We start from the raw sequence: 15,297 nt of genomic DNA on the forward strand, positions 1-15,297 counted from the left end.
GCGAGAAATAAGGTGCATCCTCGGGGCAAACTTCTCCGAATGGGCGGCGCTTCGCTTCGGTATCCGGCCATTCCCCGCCCACATCGCCGACCACCTCGCGCGATCGCCTATTAATCAGTGTTTCCCTAGTGAGGCCGGCATTCGCTGGCCGACGAGAGGTCAATCATGCAAAAGCGCATCATCGTCCAAGCGGTCTTCTTCAAGGATGGCCTGGTTATTACCGTTCAAGAGAGTCTGCAGCCCGATGAGGTTAAGGCGGTCATCTTCGCCGCAATTCCGGCGGAACATGTATCGCCGGAATTGCAGATTTTTGACGAGGCCGATGACGACGTCGAAAGCCGCCAGTTCGCGGACAGCGAAGATTTGCGGCACGGGCGCGTTATGCACGTCGGCTGCTGTAGCCACGTTAATGTCGCAGTCCGGTATGCCGGTCGTGTCGCCGAACGCCACTTCCCGCCGGCCACCCGAATCGGACGCATCAAGCGCTGGGCCATCAACAAGCTAGGCATCAATCCGGCGGACGCCAATGAACTGGTCTTGCAGGTGGCGGGGACGAGCATCCAGCCGACCCGTGATCAGCACGTGGGCAATTTCATCGAGCACGGGACCTGCAACGTCGTGCTCGATCTCGTGCGCTCCTACACGGTAAACGGCGACGGAAGCGTCGCGCCCGACCACGCCAGGCTGCTTGCACATCTCGAGGAAGGCCCCTTCGTGATGGGTGAAATGGGCGGCCGGTGGCGACTTCTCGACATCACGTGGCCGTTCGTATCCGTCGATATCGTCGCGCGGGACAAGCGGCAGTTCACGCTGCGGTTGGAGTGCGCCGGCTATCCCGGCCTGCCGACCGGAGCCTTCTGGGACGTGGTCAACGGGGGGTGGCTGCCCGCACACCGGTGGCCGCGCGCCGGGGCGCGTTTCGGGGCAGCCCTTCGCAGCGACTGGCAAGCCGGCACGGCACTGTACATCCCTTGCGATCGCAACAGCATAACCGGGCACGAGCAATGGTTGCAGTTGCACCCAGCCTGGGCGTGGGACCCCGCCGTGGGTATCGCGCGCTACCTCGAAGTCGTCTGGACCATGCTCAACGGGGATGACTATGTCGCACCCGCTGCTTGAGCTGCCGAGCACGCTCTACTCTGCGCTTATAGCTGACCTGGCTCGGTCTGGTCACGGTGTCAAGGAGTCGGGCGCGTTCTTGCTTGGTCACACGAATGGTGCCGGCCGCCACGTGTCCTCGTACCTCATGTACGACATCGTCGCGCCCGAAAGCAGTCGCAGGCATGCGTACGTGGCCTTCACCGCGCAGGAAATGGCACGAGCGTGGGACCACTGCTACGCGACAGGGCTCCAAGTTGTTGCTGACGTGCATACGCACCCGAAGGGACCGACGCAGAGCATCTCGGACCGAGCCCATCCGATCGTATCGGTAGCTGGGCATGTCGCCCTCATCGTGCCGTACTTCTCGATGCGAGACCCGCGCCCAATTGACCTCGGCGTACACATCTTCGAGGGCAACGGACGCTGGCGTTCGTTGTTTGGCAAAGAGGCGCACGACGCCATCCTTCTAAGGTGAGGTAGATATGGATTTGATCGAGACCCTTAACCGCACGATGAAGCTTGCAATGGACGATGGTCGGGTCGCCTCTTACGAGGAAGCGAAGGCACTTTTCGAATCGTTCAAACTGCGCATTCACGTGCAGCCAGGATTTACAAATGTACCGGCAGCGCAGGCGGCAGTACTCACGCTGTTGAACGCTGCTCCTAAGACGTTCCTTGGCGGCGTAGAACTGACGGGCGCGGTGCACGAGCGATGCACCATGGCCTGGTTTGCCGGCCAGACTCTCGGCAAGGTCGCACAGAGTTTTGGCGCTTTCGTGGCCGCGGATCTCGATGAACGGGAAGTTCCCACTATCTATATCGGCAATCACGAGGTGCCGCCACTCAAATTTTCCCTCGGGGTGATCTTGGAAGCAGACGGATTCACCCTTTCACCCGACCGGGCCGCACTCGGCACTGCAAGGGCTGCGGCGCACGTCGGTGTCGCCGCGGCCGGAGCGGCGTTGTCAGAGGCGTTCTTGCACGCGTATCGGAAGGCTCCGCTCGCCGGCCAGCGAGATGTTCGCTGGCGCTTTCCAAGCGGGACATATTCTAAAACGCTCGGCAACCTCTGGTTGGTTGGCTTGGGTCATCTTGGGCAAGCATTCCTCTGGACGGCGGCGTTAGCCGGTGATCAATATCTACCAAAGGCAGTGAAGTTATCGGATTTCGACAACGTTTCAAATTCGAGCTTGAGTACATGCCTGCTTGTAAACCGTCAGAACGTCGGCCACAAGAAGGTCGACGTGATCGCCGAACGGCTTGAAGCACTCGGAGTTCAGGTCGAGCGCAACTACGAGCGTCTAGATCCAGGCGCGCGCGTCGTTCACGTGAATCACGAACTCTTCGTTGTCGCTGTGGACAACGTTGCCTTACGACGCTCACTGGACCGCTTTAACGGAACGCGAGTCCTTGAGGCAGGGATCGGGAATGGGGTTGATGCATTCACACGGATACAAGTACATGCGTTTCCAGGCCCACGAAAAGCGCGCGACATCTGGGCCGATGATGATGCGGAATCGAGCCGTGCTATCGATATCTCGAAACCAGCATACCAGTCATTGCTTGCGCAGAACGGCGATAGGTGTGGCACAACACTTTTGGCAGGCAGATCGGTAGCAACCCCGTTCGTCGGCGCCTTTGCTGGGGCAATTTTGTTCCACCTCGCGCAGTATCCGACCGCCGGTGGGCATGCATGGAGCTTCGACATCAAAAACCTTTAACGACATCGCCGCGCGCCAGCGCCAAAAGAGATTTCACCGTCTATACGCTCGTCATCTATGCAGCAAAGGTAAGGATACGGCATGGGGTGGCGACCTCCACCCGATTATACGAACGCGACCAAGTCCGAAGTGGGCCGAACACGAAAAAAGGGCACACCCGAGCGGCGCGAATCCCCTGATCCTGCTGATACACTTGCCTTCGCAAGCCGCTACGTCGGGCTCGGCGCCGAGCCGTCAGTCAAACACTTTCCCAACCCGTCACCATGCGCAACACCCAACTGAAAACAAAAGTCGCTGCGGAATTGCGGGCGGCCGAAGCTTCGGATCGTATCGTCATCGAGTCACTAACGGACGAGATCAGAGACGCGGTGCGCGAAAAATTAATTAGGATTCGCGAGCAGCAGCAAGCGCAGCTTGACGACGCGCCTCAGCCTACCATTTTCGCGGCGGCATCGCTGGGCGACCCACTGTTGTTGACCGGGCTCGTTCGCCATTTCGATCCCGGCCTTGCGGCCAGCGACGGACGCACGCCTCTGATGGCTGCGGCCATGGCGACCATGTTTGCGCGCGAGGACGCCCTTGGCGAGGATTCGTCAACCGTTCAATGCTTGAAGATCTTGCTGCCCTTGTCAGACGTGCACGCACGATCGTCCGATGGGAGGACCGCACTGATGTTCGCTGGATCTGCGCACGCCGCGAAGATCTTGTTGGCCGTCAGCGATCCGAAGTCCGTCGACGACCGCAGGCGAACCGCCCTGATGCACGCGGCCTTGGCCAACCGGCCAGGCGCCGCGGCCGAACTGCTTGCCGCGTGCGACGTCAATGCCGAGAGCGACGAGGCGGCCACCGCGCTGGACTATTCCCTCGGGTTTGCCGACGATCGCACGAAGGTGAAGATTGCCGCACTGCTAGCGCCGCTCACGACGGTCGGTGTCGACAAGTCGCTTGCGCTCGCCTTGGTGGCTGCAACGGCAAAGCGCGCCGAAGATGCCGCGGGCCGCAACGCATGGCGCTCGATTATCGACGAACTGGCATCGCGCGCCAACCGAGAAGCGGCGAAACAGGCCATCGACCGGTTTCTCGCGCTGGACTTCCCGAAAACGTCGTCAGTTCTGGCCAAACGGTGTCCTGACCGCTGACTGAAATACCGCGCCGGTCTGTCAAGAAGTGACATTGCCCGGCGGCGGCGCCGGACACGGTGACTACTCGCACTCTCAGCAGCCAGCGCCCCTTCTTGGCGGCGCCAGGTTAAGTGAAGCAGCTCGTGCGATTTCTGGCGTAACGGTCGGGTCAGCTTCCAGCTCTTCGAGCAGCGGCCCAGGATTGGCCGCTCCCAGCACAAGACGGTAAAGCGCACGTGCGCGCTCCAGCAGCTCACGTTGGCGATGCTCCCGGCTCCCCGCGGGCGCGAAGTGACATTGGACCGTTTCAGCTTCGTCAAGACACCACCACGGTTCCAGTTGTATCTCTTTATTGGCGTCTTCGATCGTCTTTGCCCATTCCGATAAGAAAACCCACGGGCTCACACCGTGTGGCGGTACCGGACGCTCATCGCGGCCGGCCAGCGCACGCCGTATTGCCAGGCCTGCGAACCGTGCGACGCGGCCTTCCCGTTGCTCCAGTTCAACCGGGCCACGCGCGGGATCCCAGTGGCAGACAGTACGGCACCAGTGGTGAAAGTCCAGGCCCTCCTGGCCAACGCTGGTCGTCGAAACGACGTGCGGCCAGAACGGACTGTTGAACGCGTGCCGTACTTGGTCGGGACGCGCGGCGCGCTCCCCAGGCAATTGCGCGGAATCCGCCTTTCCCGGATGCAAGGGCATCGCGACGTGGCAACGCAGATCAAAACGTTTGGTTCCCTTGCCGCGCTCACGAAATAGCGCCCGCCCGCCGGACACGTTGAGCGCCTCCGTGAGATCCTTGAGCGCCTCATCCCAGGACCGCCCCGATCTCGCCATCATCCAGAAGTGCTCGTCCAACACGGATTCGAGGTTGCCGGCGACAACCGCCGCGCGAAGTGCCGACGGATAGTCCCGGGCAACGCCATTCGTTTGGGCCTTCGCCCGTCGACTGGCGCCACTTAGCTCAGCTGCGAACCAAGGCTTGTCGAAATATCTGCGGAAGCCCCCCAACAGCAACGCTTGAATCGCGTTACGCCGTGACACGACACGTCGTGTTTGCGGCATGTCCGACGCGCTTTCCGTCCAATGCCGACCCAGTGCGCGCTTGACCACCACACCCGGCGAGTCGAGCGCAAGATCCACGAGCAGCTTGAACTCCGATTCAGCGAGGACATCGAACGCTGGATTGGCCTTCGCTTCCCACTCTTTGAGCGCAGATTCTGCAGCCTGCGGCATCACGGTACCGCCCGAGGTAAGTGCCTTAATCCATGCGTCGCGGCTAGCGGTCCAGCTTCCTTCGCGCATCTCAAGGGAAATGAGAAGCACATGGGGTTTCATCAACCTGCGCTTGACTTTCCTTACAACACTGACCCGTAGTCGTTCGCGCAACTGCCTGCTGATTGCCGCTTTCGCAGCCGATACCGTCCCTGGCACCCCACGCGACAGGGGGTTCATGGACGCCAAAACTGAGCTCGCGAAGAAAAGAGTGAAAATGGCCGGGGCATCGGCTGTCACTTTGAAGTGCGATGCTTTCCCGATCGCCTCGTACTTCTTTCCTGCCCTGCCCCCCACACCGAGCATACGAGTTTCCACCTCGTAGCTCACGAGCCCGGAAACAGCCGCAGGTGTAGCGGCAAAGCGGGTGAAAATCAGCATCTTCCCGTCTATCCGCAACTTCTCATCCGGCCGTATCTTCCCGTTGATCCGCGCCTTCTTGTCGACCAGCCTACCTTTTGACGAGGACCAGGCGCCGCCAAGCCTCCACCATTCCAGCGACGGTCGAAGCCACGGTAGAGCCAGAGACTCTGTGGGAAGCGTATCGAGCAATCCCCGTAGCTTAGGGTGGGGCCAGTTTCGCGGGATGAATCCTTTGTCTATCTGCGTTTCGAGAAGAACCGGCTTTGACCGCAAAAATTTGGTCTGCTTCCAGCACTCGTACTTTGCTCCGAGCGTCTGGATCGGCGCCGGCACCGATGCCCAGAGTGGGACCGCCCAAGCCTGCACGCGTTTACCCATGGGCGTAGCAAGATCGTCAAACACCTTTAGATCGGCGAGCGACAGAGGTTGATCCTCGAGCACAATCGCCTGCTGCTTTTGTCCCGGCCGCTCCGTCCGGCACATCACGCTGAGCAGCAGTTTAGTGAGCTTTTCGCGCGCCTGATCAGCTGCCGGCGAATTCGGCGAGTTTCGCCTGAGTTCATCCTCCACCACGCTAAAACAATTGCGAACCTGCTGGAATCGCGCAGCCCCGCGCGCGTCGTACTCGAAAAGAAATTTGATGATTTTGAAGAAATCGCTGTCGCCGTCCTCGTGACGGTGGCGTGCGTTGATACCCGCCGCCAATGCCTCGTACGGCGTCGCGGACAACATCAATAAACGTACGGGTTCCTCGCGCGCCAGAAGGACGTCGAGGATGTGATTCTGCGTGACTCGTATGCCGAGATGCGTGGAATCCTTCGCGCGGAAATTCGTCGAACTGTCCGCCTCACCGAGAGCGATGAGATCACGAAATCGCTGGAATTCATCGAAGATGATGAGGTCGGGCTTCAGTGCGCCCAGGACCGCCGCCGCCATGGCGTTCCGGACGATGGACGCCATCAGGACGGCCTTCTGGCCCAACAGCTCGTCGAATCTATCCCAAAGATGCGTATGGTCGGCACCTACGGCAAGCATCAATTTACGTCGAAACGCCGCCAGGATGCGCCGTGTGTCCACGTCTCCTTCTCGAACCCTCTTGTTTAGCTCCGCGTGATATCCCTTGACCATATCGTCAAACTTGGTGACGCTCATCGCAAGGTGGTTTTCTACACGCTCGTTGCGTCTTCCTCGAATATGGTGCAAGAAAGCGCAGCCCAGCGCACGCTCAAGAGCATGTCCCCGCTGCAACCCCTGGCGACCGCCAGAAGACACCGTCGAGGGAGTCATAGCGAAAAGCCTCACCTTCTTATGCTGCGGCAACTTGCTTAGAGGCACCAGGCTCGGACGGTCGACTCGCGCACGCGCTTTGTGAATTTCTTCTGCGTCAAGGAAGGAAAGTAGCGAATCGGCGTTTTGCGATGCGATCGGCTGGCTGCTGCAAACATAGAAGACAGTGAAGCGACCGGGCTTCTTGTTTGCGAGCTCGTCGATCACCCCGCTGGCGACCGTCGTCTTGCCCAGGCCCGCCTCATCGGCGACAAGGAATCGGCGTGCCGAACCATCATTGAGACGGGCAACGACGTGCCGGATCGTCGCTCGCTGGAAGGCCTTTGGTTCGCGCTTCATTTCTTGCTACCTCCGAGCGCCGATTGAACAGCGCCCCAACTTAGCGAAAGCGACTCCAGCTGTCGTCTCAGCATCGCGTCATCGGGATCAGCAGTTTCAGCTTGGGTGTTGGCCAAAGCTTGAGCCTTGGCCAAGTCCAGTATCTTCGAGGCACGCTGCACAACCTCCGGTCCCGACTTGCCGGCCCGCCGCCAGGCCGTCATCACGGACTCGACAGAAAATCCTAACAGGCGAGCTTTTTCGTGCTGCCGCTCCTTCTTGGTCCGAGGATGGTCCCATGGGTGGCGGTCAACATCCGGCAAACCATGCGGTTCAAGTTCGTCGGCGAACAGGTCCAAAAGGCCGGAGAGGCTGAGATACGAGGCGACCATCGCATCGTCGCGATCCTCTGAAAGCCCTCCGTCGAAAGCTGCGCTCTGCAGCCAACGCACCGAGTGTCCATCGCACGCCAGTTCGAGCAGCAGTAGCTCGCTCTCCCGTTCCAGCCCGGCGACAGGCAGTTGCACGTACTCAGCGCCGTCCGGCCACGGTGTTCCGGGCTCACCAATTCGCCCAACCGACAGACCGACGCCGGTTGGCAGTTGGGGCGGCTCTTGGGCGCTGACACGGGTTCCGCTCGCATCGCGGCGCTGCCGAAGTCCCATGCGTGCTGCAATCTCTTTTCTTACCTTTTCCAACCGATCCTGCACCGTGGTGGCGTTCGACGCCGGCTTCAGTGTGTTCAGTTCGATACGCTGACACCTTTGGCGGAAAGCCTCGAATCCCTCAACAAGCGCTACCGCAATGGCCGAATCTCGCGTAGTCTCGATGTGCGCGTAGATTTCTGCATTCGAACACCATCCTCGCCGGGTCAGATTGGGGCTGCCGAGATAGAGGATGTTGCGCTCCTTATACTGCGCCCAGAGGAACTTGGCATGTAGGCCCCTGCTCTCGGGATCGCCGTCGTGATGCTCGCCGGAATCTCCGTCTTCAACATCAAGCGCATCTTCGCTGACGGGAGATAGTGCATAGAGCGCTGAATAGTTTTCCAGCACTCCCCCGTTCGTCTTGGTAACACTCTCTAACGACGGGAGCGTCGAAATCAATGCGCGGTGAGCAGCTCCCGTTGAATTGGCCAGTCGCTCTAACGTCCCAACGTCGACGAAAGGCGCGGTGGCAATCACCTGTTCCGGAAAAGCCGGCAAATCAGGCAGACGCCTGGTATTGGCGGGCTCCAACTGAAGGCTGATGTCCTTGATGGTGACGCCACGCGGAACCTCCCAGGTCACCCTGTCCAGCTCATCGAGCAGGGAGCCCCACTCACTTTGCATCCCCGTGGCCCCGGCGCCGTGGGCGGCTTGCGCGAGGCGTTCGCCCACCTGGCGAACGCCCGGGATGGCGGATCCACGGCTACCGGCGCTGGTCAAAAAAAGGGCGAGGTCCCAACTGTCGTCCTTCGTGAAGTTCCTACTTCCGAGCCAAAGCCGCCACAGGAAAGATGGCTCGCCTTTCTTGAGCATGCTGCTGTCTACCGGCCGGTACCTCAGCAGGCAGACCTTCGGGTGCCAGGACCTCCCGCTCAATCCCGCTTCGTCATAGCACATGGGAATCACGAATCGGTCGAGCAAGCCGGGAAGCGCGTCCAGGTTCCGCGGCGCGGCGATGCGACCTTCCTGAAGCAGAAAGTGCACGCGGCCCTTCAATGCGCGCATGGCTCGAACCAACGCTACGCGTGAACCTTTGCCGTTATCCTTGCTCCTGTTCACCATCGCCAGCAGCATCGCGCAAAGCACTGATGGGTGCGCCGAATACGACGCGCACAACGCGCGATCCAGTTGCCACCCGTCGGGCGGAGCAAGATGGCTTAGCAATGGAACCGAAGGGAGGTGCCTCCGGATCTCCTGATCTGTCTTATCAGGCGACTGCGGCTTTTGCGCGATTCTTCTTTTTCGGGGCTGCATGCAAGTCAGTCAGTAATTGGCGCACGTTTTTCCATCTGAAATGCAAGGGTTCCGCTTCCGCCCCGGCTTCCTTTTCGGCCCAAAGCCCAAGCCGGGCCCGGGCGATGTCGGTCCCCGCAAGACGGGAGCGGGCCCCCTTCCGGTACCATTCAGTGCGGGCGTAGATGCTCAGGAGACCATCTATCGACCTTCTGTTTCCACGAAGCCACTTCTGCGTGTCGTCGAAAAGCTGCGGCAATGGGTCGTCCAGTGCGAACGAGACCTTTCTGGTCGAGAATTCGGCGAGATCCAGCTTCAGAGCGGTGTCTGCGTGCCCATCAAGCATCGTTTCCAGGTGCTCCTGGTGTTGACCAACGGACCAAACGCCGATCTGTGCTGCACGGCGCTCCACCATCGCCAAGTACAGCGCTCGACATACACCACCAAGAGAGGAGCATCGACGGGCGAACTCCAGCATGTCCCGTTGTTGTGCCGTCACCACTTCGTGCACCGTGACGTCTTGCCAGGGCCAGTCCGCGCTCGGCGCCTCGCTAGCTGTCGCGAGCTTCGAAAGGAGGCTCGGCTCGGATTGCGCGTCGACCACGGCTCGAAGGTGCTTCCTGAGAAAATCAGCCTCGTCCGGCAGCAAATCGAACGTCTGCGGAGCACCATCCCAAAAGCCATCGGGCTCACACACCACGCCAGCAAACGGTGGAGAAAGATCAGCCAGTGGTCTGCCCTGCTCGTCCTTCACGGCGCCACGTGTTGACAACTTTGTGTCGGCAAGGGCTCGAAGGATCTGCTCCCTGGTAAGCCCCTTGAAACGGGGGGAAAGAAGTCCCCACGCTGATAACGCTGTCCAATAGGAAAACGACGCCGGCTGGGCGGCTGGCTCGTCATATTTCCTGCGCCCGATCACGCCATCGGGGTTATCGGAACCCTTGAGTCCGTCGATTAATTTTCCGGTGAGCCAGACCTCGAGGCTTTCAAGTGCCTTGACCGGCGAGCGCGGAAATTCTTTGGATGCGCGCCTCATCAGCCACGGCACAAAGAGCACGTAGCGCAGGCGTGTATGAAGAACGGAGGTTCCGGGAAATAGCGTGTCCGCGATAGCCTGATGCAGGTGCAGTATCCCCAGTTCGTCGCGGACTCCTTTGCGCTCGTCAAGTAGCGCACGCTCCGCCTGTGCGACGTCCTGCTTCGAAACAAGAACCCAGCCGATGATGTTTTGTACTTTTGCCATCCTCTTTGCCTGTGATTCATTCGGACCCCGGCACCCCACCCGAGTTCTACCCACTATACAGACCGGGCACCATGCGGAATTCCCTATAGCAATCCTCAGCCGTTGCCCTATTCATGCAGTCGCCCGGCGCAGATCAATCATCTGGCACACGGCTGATCGATCATCGATCATCAGCGCCACAGTCTAGCTTCAAACGCTCCGAGATTCTCGCGTCAATCCAGCGCAGCGCTTGCGCGACACCGTCCACCTGGTAAAGCACCTCTTTCGCTGCGTCAAGCGCCAACCGGCGTTCGCCGTGTTCGAGCTGCTCAGCGATCTGCGCGCGCGCATCTGGATACGTTACGGCGTCGAATTGCACGAGCTGATCCGACAGCAGCGCTCACCGCCTACCGATGCCGACATCGACGACATCGAGGGCGGGTTCTGATCCCGCTCTACTCGCCCCGCGGGCGGCAACGCCTGCGGGGCATGGTCGAGTGTTTAACCCAACCTTGCGCCGCCGTCTGGTGTCGGATCTACGCCGCTGCCAACACGGCCGAGATATCCTTGACGAGTTGCAGCGAGACGCCACCTTTTCGGGGTTATTCACCGACATGCAGCCGCTCATCGACTACGTGGGCACCAACTCCATACAGCTGCGACGCATGGCAGTGGTCGAACAGAAAGCGCTTTACGCGAATCCAAACTTCCTGACCACACTTCAAGCAGTCAGCAATGCGCGCGGCTGGGGGCTGAACTTCGATCCGCACAGCAATCAGCTGATTCCTTGCGAACAAACCGCACGCACGATTCTGCAGGTTCTGCTTGATCACCGTCTGCTTAGCGAGGTCACTCAGAATATCTACGATGTGCCGGACACCGTCCCCGTGTAGCAAACCTCAGCGTTCGCAGCGCACTCGTATAGCTGGCCGCCGCCACTGATTGCATCCCGCTCGTGTGTACGATTCGAAAAAAGCGCGTCTCGATCTGGCAGCTGCCTTTGGGACCTCGCTTGCTGGATGAGCCCCTCTCGTCGACACGCTTCGCGTAAATGCCGTACTCTTCCCTAATATACCGAGCCAACAGGGGGTACAACGACGCTCTGGAAACACCTCTCGCACTCTCTTCTGTCCGACAGGGCCACCGAGGAGAGAGTACCCGGAAGCGTTTAATCTCAGCGAGCCATTGGGCTGAACGTCGCCGCTGCTGGCCACATGGTCAGCGCTTCACGCGAGCCCGAGCGCGCGGAAGTGCTCGGCCTTCGAGGCGGCCCAAGGATCGTCAGGCACTGCCTTCTGGTACGCCCGCAGGAATGCCGCGGCCTTCCCTATGTCGCGCATCTGCTCGAAGACGGCGACGAGCCTCCGCAGGATCGCCGGTTTGCCCGGTAGCCGCCGATGCAGCGCCAAGAGCTGCTCCGCTGCTGCCTCGTACTTTGCATCAAGCGCGAGAATTGACGCGTACTTCAGCAAGAGGTCCGGGGCGTCCGGCGCCTCAGCCAGACACCTCACCACGAAGCTCCTGGCGCGATCCACCTGGCGCACCTCGAGGTATGCCGACAGCGCCAGACGCCGGAGTTCGGTGCCGTTGGCCGATTGCGCGTCGACGACGTCGGGCCGGGATTCGAGGTCACGGATGCAGTCGAAGTAGCGTCCCTCCCGGTATGACGCCTGGGCCATGAGGAGGAAGGCTTGCGCGTCCCTCGAGGACTCGAACTCAGCGCGAGCAACTAACTCCGCGTCGCGGTAGTCACCGCGCTCGACGAGGCGCACCGCCTGCGTGGACCAGTCCTCATCAGGCGCGCGCGCGACCGCAAGAGCGCGCGTAGGCGTGAACTGAACCTGCGCGCGCCTCACCTCACGGAACGCTTCGAGCATCGCGTCGACGCTCGGCCAGCGCTCCTCCGGTACGAGCTGCAGGCAGCGATCGATGAAGTCATCGAGCGGCTGGGACACCGACGAGTTGACCTCGCGCGCTCGCGGGAACGGCACGTGGCGGGCCACCTGGCTCAGTGTGTCGTGCGGCAGTCGGGCGGTGATGAGGTGGTAGAGCAGCACACCGAGGCTGTAGATGTCGCTGAGGAATCGGGATGAGTTGTCTCTCGTAGAGAGCGTAGCGCCGACAATCTCCGGCGCGGAGTAGAGAATCGTCCCACCGTTCTCACGCGTGCGCGCGTACATATCCTCGGGCAGCACGCTCGAACCGAAATCAGTCAGCTTCACTCGCTCTGCCGAGACGAGAATGTTCTGCGGCTTGATGTCCCCGTGGGACATTCCCAAGAGATGCAGGTGAGCGCAACCTTCGAGGACCTGCTCGAAAACGCCAAGCAGCTTGTCATAGCTGGCGACGAATCCCTCCTCGCCCTTATCCAGGAGCTGCGCCAGCGTGATCGAGGGGAAGTACTCCATCTCGATCGCGTACCACTCGCGCTCCGGGGGGACGCGCCCCATCCAATAGACGTCGACGACGCACGAGTGCGAGGGCTGACCGACGAGCGGCGAGCCTTCGGCCAGTTCTTCGTTGCGCTTGCTCTGGGCCTTCGGAATCTTCACCGCGACGATCGCGCCGTCCGAGAGTCGCTGCGCTCGCCAGACCCATCCGTAAGAGCCGTCGCCCAGGCACTCGACGAGCTCGTAGCGCTCACCGAGGCGCCGATCGGCTCTAGGGACGAAGAACTTGGTCGTCATGATTCTCCTCGCCGAATGATGTTCTCGAGCCGAAGCAGGCCGTCCTGCCCGGCGCGAACAACAAACTGGTAGAAAATGAGGCTTGCCTTCGGGTTACCGGGGACGCGCACACCGCCCATCGCGCTGAAGCCTCCACGCACGATGCTGCGAAGGTAGTCGTGATCCGGGAGCGTCACCAACCCAATGCTCCAGTAGGCCAGCAGGAGGGTCGCGTCGTCGCAGCCCCACCTCTGCTGAGCGAGGAGCAGCGTCTCGACCTTCGGGCTCAAATCCTTCTGCTTCCCCGCGTACCGCTCGAACTCGGCCACGAGTGTCACGCGCCTCGTCGTCCGATCGAACCATACGGAGTCCGAGCGCACGTCCTCCTCGACGTGCGCAAGCGGCCCTTCACGCGGAGCGGGCACCTCCGAGACCGCAGCGAAGCCAAGATCGCGGCCAGCCGCCGCAAGGAACGTGCAGCCGAGGCTGTGAACCAAATGCCCGACGTCACGAACACCCCACTCCGTCCACATCGGCAAATGGGACGACGCGGCTGCGACGGTGAGCCGGCTGGGGGCATCGCTCACGTTAGCCACCAAACCTCCCCCAAACGTTGAGCACCTCGGGCGACTCGCCGCCGTGAATCAGCGCTTTCGTTCCGACGCGAACCAACAACGGAGCCGGAATCGATCGCCCGCATATGAGCGCCTCGCCCGTCGACAGCCCGGGAAGCTGCTCGAGGTCTGCCGCGCTCACCATGTCGGAGGTCTTCGCGATGAAGCGCTGGTCGTCGGGATTCCGGAGCCGCATGGCAATCAGCGTGTTGCACTGTGACGTCACGTCCGGGTCGAGCTTCGAAGGCCGCTGGCTCACGACCGCAAAACCGACGCCGAACTTGCGACCCTCGCCCGCTATCTTCTTGATGATGCGGTGGCTTACTGCGGGCTCGCCAGCCGGCGCGAAATTGTGCGCTTCCTCGTAGACGATGAAGCACGGTCGGATGCGGTCGGTCTTGCTCGAAGCAGCGCGCAGGATCTCGCTCGAGATCAGCGCCGTAATCACCTGCTTCGCCGTGTCGCTGAGACCCTGGAGATCGACGATTACCAGGCGTCCTCGATGATCAGTGGGCCTGCCAATCATGTCGTAGGTGTCCGTCGCACCAGGCAGGCCTGAGTGGTAGAAGCTCTGAGCCTCCTGCAGCACGCGCGAGAGCTTCATCGAGGCAACCGCAGCGCTGCGACCGTTCAGTGCCGCGGCCTCGGCTTGGCTCAGCTCATCCCACTGGCGAACTTCGTCGATGCCGTCGCCGAGGTAGTGGCGTAGACGGTTGATGTCTCTTGGTGTGGTCGTCTCGTGCGCAATCCAGTACCGAATCGCGACGTCCAGCACCCTCTGCTGCGGCTCGGTAAGCCCCGGCAGAATCTCGCTGAGGTCGTCCATTTCGAAGTGGTCGAACTGCAGAGCGAGCTCCTGGTTGGCACCGGCGTACTTCTGACGGAACGACGTGTTTTGTGGGCTGTAGATCGAGATGCCGGCCCCTGCCTCACGCAGACGCGTGAACGCCTCGCGGATCGCTGGCAGCGCCGCTGTGTCTCGCTGGTCGTCGAGCTCGTCGGGCCGCTCGTTGAAGCGCATCTGGCCGCCTTGCAATGCACGTCCGTACTCGCCGTGAGGGTCGAAGACGACGACGGTCCCGTTGTTGATGGCGACAAGGCGCTCAATGACCCGACCTACAGTGTAGGACTTGCCCGAGCCCGTCATTGCAAGCACTGCAAGGTGCTCGGTCACGAGGCGATTCACCTCCAGATAGACTGGCACCGCCGTGGAACCTCGCTCATAGCCCACAAGGTTGCCTATGTGTAGGCTCGAGTGCTCCTGGAACTCGTAGAACGCGCTCAAGAATTGGAAGTCGACCGGCTCCACCGGGGCGCCCGGGTCAAGCGCGCGGCGCGGCATCTTGATCTGCCCCGTGTCCGGGTCGCGAAATCCGACCGCTTCGAGCTTTCCCATCACCTGCTCGCCCGTGACATGCGCGCCCGGGAGGAGCTCCAGCTCTGTCACGGCCTGACCGAGCCCAGAGTTGTAAAGGACGTTACTGCGACTAATGCTCACGATTCGAGCGAGAACATCAGTCGTAGGGCCATCTTCCTGTTCGCGGTGACGGATGCGCACGAACTCGCCGCGCCTGCCGGCAAAGGACGAAATGAGCGCCATGGAGAGGTTCGTCGGGTCACCGGTGTTACCGACGAGTCTGCCGAGGATGTGTGTAGTCATGAAGAGGTC

12 protein-coding genes are annotated in these 15,297 nt (G+C 61.1%); 6 read left to right on the plus strand and 6 right to left on the minus strand.

From position 1 onward, the window contains the following. Positions 1 to 165 precede the first annotated feature (165 nt). From HWX22_RS16955 to HWX22_RS16970, 4 genes are all read left to right on the plus strand, one after another. Positions 166 to 1,119, plus strand: coding sequence for a hypothetical protein (locus HWX22_RS16955; RefSeq protein ID WP_175916067.1), 954 nt, complete (start codon positions 166 to 168; stop codon positions 1,117 to 1,119). Further along, positions 1,100 to 1,576: a Mov34/MPN/PAD-1 family protein gene (locus HWX22_RS16960; RefSeq protein ID WP_175916068.1), complete on the plus strand. Its 477-nt coding sequence runs from the start codon at positions 1,100 to 1,102 to the stop codon at positions 1,574 to 1,576. Before HWX22_RS16955 ends, HWX22_RS16960 begins: the two co-directional genes overlap by 20 nt. A 7-nt stretch (positions 1,577 to 1,583) precedes the next feature. Then, positions 1,584 to 2,822, plus strand: coding sequence for a ThiF family adenylyltransferase (locus HWX22_RS16965; RefSeq protein ID WP_175916069.1), 1,239 nt, complete (start codon positions 1,584 to 1,586; stop codon positions 2,820 to 2,822). A 263-nt stretch (positions 2,823 to 3,085) separates the two neighbouring features. Continuing rightward, entirely contained in the window at positions 3,086 to 3,961 is an 876-nt protein-coding gene (locus HWX22_RS16970) for an ankyrin repeat domain-containing protein (RefSeq protein WP_175916070.1), read from the plus strand. A 75-nt stretch (positions 3,962 to 4,036) separates the two neighbouring features. Here the strand turns inward: HWX22_RS16970 and HWX22_RS16975 are convergent, their stop codons facing one another. From HWX22_RS16975 to HWX22_RS16985, 3 genes are all read right to left on the minus strand, one after another. Further along, positions 4,037 to 7,207 carry a hypothetical protein gene (locus tag HWX22_RS16975; RefSeq protein ID WP_175916071.1) on the minus strand — a complete coding sequence of 1,057 codons (3,171 nt, stop codon included), beginning with the start codon at positions 7,205 to 7,207 and terminating at the stop codon, positions 4,037 to 4,039. After that, positions 7,204 to 8,967 (minus strand): hypothetical protein, encoded by a 1,764-nt coding sequence (locus tag HWX22_RS16980; RefSeq protein ID WP_175916072.1) that lies wholly within the window; start codon positions 8,965 to 8,967, stop codon positions 7,204 to 7,206. Before HWX22_RS16980 ends, HWX22_RS16975 begins: the two co-directional genes overlap by 4 nt. A gap of 133 nt (positions 8,968 to 9,100) precedes the next feature. After that, complete coding sequence (locus tag HWX22_RS16985) at positions 9,101 to 10,369, minus strand: DUF6361 family protein (protein ID WP_175916073.1); 1,269 nt, start codon at positions 10,367 to 10,369, stop codon at positions 9,101 to 9,103. 229 nt (positions 10,370 to 10,598) lie between these two features. Between HWX22_RS16985 and HWX22_RS16990 the strand changes: the two genes are divergently transcribed. Both HWX22_RS16990 and HWX22_RS16995 read left to right on the plus strand, forming a co-directional pair. Next, positions 10,599 to 10,796, plus strand: a complete 198-nt coding sequence (locus HWX22_RS16990; protein ID WP_175916074.1) for a hypothetical protein — start codon at positions 10,599 to 10,601, stop codon at positions 10,794 to 10,796. A gap of 49 nt (positions 10,797 to 10,845) precedes the next feature. Further along, positions 10,846 to 11,241 carry a Kiwa anti-phage protein KwaB-like domain-containing protein gene (locus tag HWX22_RS16995; protein WP_208456626.1) on the plus strand — a complete coding sequence of 132 codons (396 nt, stop codon included), beginning with the start codon at positions 10,846 to 10,848 and terminating at the stop codon, positions 11,239 to 11,241. 333 nt (positions 11,242 to 11,574) lie between these two features. On the opposite strand, the gene HWX22_RS17000 is transcribed toward HWX22_RS16995, so the two are convergent. The 3 genes from HWX22_RS17000 to HWX22_RS17010 are packed head-to-tail and all read right to left on the minus strand — an operon-like array spanning position 11,575 to position 15,288. Then, complete coding sequence (locus HWX22_RS17000; RefSeq protein WP_175916076.1) at positions 11,575 to 13,035, minus strand: protein kinase; 1,461 nt, start codon at positions 13,033 to 13,035, stop codon at positions 11,575 to 11,577. After that, positions 13,032 to 13,601, minus strand: coding sequence for a hypothetical protein (locus HWX22_RS17005; RefSeq protein ID WP_208456627.1), 570 nt, complete (start codon positions 13,599 to 13,601; stop codon positions 13,032 to 13,034). Before HWX22_RS17005 ends, HWX22_RS17000 begins: the two co-directional genes overlap by 4 nt. Before the next feature lies 1 nt (position 13,602). Then, a complete protein-coding gene (locus HWX22_RS17010; protein ID WP_175916077.1) occupies positions 13,603 to 15,288 on the minus strand; it encodes an ATP-binding protein in 1,686 nt (561 codons plus the stop codon). Positions 15,289 to 15,297 lie beyond the last annotated feature (9 nt).

The organism is Burkholderia sp. BCC1638 (assembly GCF_902833195.1).
Taxonomy (GTDB): domain Bacteria; phylum Pseudomonadota; class Gammaproteobacteria; order Burkholderiales; family Burkholderiaceae; genus Burkholderia; species Burkholderia diffusa.